The organism is Exiguobacterium alkaliphilum 12/1 (genome assembly GCF_000714435.1).
GTDB lineage: Bacteria > Bacillota > Bacilli > Exiguobacteriales > Exiguobacteriaceae > Exiguobacterium > Exiguobacterium alkaliphilum.
On the sequence record NZ_JJMW01000005.1, the window covers coordinates 1 to 1,236 of the forward strand.

General features: G+C 58.3%; 1 protein-coding gene. It reads left to right on the forward strand.

What is annotated here, in order from left to right:
* Positions 1-67: 67 nt before the first annotated feature.
* The gene (locus RT52_RS17800; protein WP_034814312.1) at positions 68-1,186 is read left to right on the forward strand and encodes a TlpA family protein disulfide reductase; all 1,119 of its coding nucleotides are present in this window, start codon (positions 68-70) and stop codon (positions 1,184-1,186) included.
* Positions 1,187-1,236: the final 50 nt, after the last annotated feature.

Consider the following 1,236-nt stretch of genomic DNA (forward strand, 5'->3'; position numbering starts at 1 on the left):
TATTAATGTCCTTTACATGGGGTACAGATTACACTCGTCTGGGCGCTTTTTCTCTAGGAGGGATGATGTGATTGCAATCGGTCCATTGAATATCCGGCTCGACCTGCTCGTCTTCATGGTCAGCCTGCTCTTGTTATACATCGGCTTTAGAAAAATCGGGTTGACGGAAAAAGAACGGGACGCCGTCCTCGGCACATGGTTCGCCGGCTTTCTCGCTTGGAAAGGCAGCGCCGTCTTGATCGGCCTCGTCTCGACCGGCAGCCTGTCACTCGCCTTATACGCCACTGGCGGGAATTGGTCGATCGCCATCGCCGCATTCGTCATCGGACTGTTCGTCTTTCGGCTCGACAAGCAGCTTTACGGCTATTGGGCGTTGTCCGGTCTCGTCTTATGGCTCGGGATGACGCTCGCCGTCCCGCGTTACGCCGCGTTCCCCCTTTTTGCTTCACTCCAACCGCTCCACCTATACACGGCCGGGCTCATTGTCGTGTTGATGCTGTTGACGTGGCGTTGGATGCGGACGCCGTCGCACGGTTCGCTCGTCTGGACGATCACCGGCGCGATGTTCATCTGGGTGTTACGTGAGGGCGCGACCGGGACGTGGCACATGTGGGCGCTCGGATTGTTTATCGGTCTAGTCGTGCTTGCGACGACCCTCGCCCGCCCCACGCGAAAAGCCGTTCAACTCACACTCGGCATCGTCGTCGCGCTCGCCATCATCAATGCGAGTCTGCCCGACCAGACACCGACGCTCGAGGCGACCGCAACGTCCGGATTGAACATCGGTCAAGTGCCCCCGGACTTCGAGTTGAAGCGAACAGACGGCAGTACGTTCCGATTGGAAGACTTGCGCGGACAACGCGTCGTCATCAACTTCTGGGCGTCGTGGTGCCCCCCATGTCGCGCCGAGATGCCCGATATGGCCGCGTTCGCCCGCTCGACCGATGAGGTGACGATCGTCGCTGTGAATACGACGACGAGTGAACGGGATGTTGAAGACGCCACATCGTTCGTGGCCCCGTATGAAGATGCGTTCGAAGTCGTCTATGATCGAGACGGGGCCGTTGCGAACGGATACCGCATCCAAGCGATGCCGACGACGTACGTGCTCGATGAGTCTGGCGTCATCACCGCGAAACAGTTCGGTGCCATCGACAGAGCGTGGCTCGATGCCCGGACAAGATAAAAACCGTCGAAGTTTCGGCGGTTCAGACTGTAGACAAAACATTGTCTGCA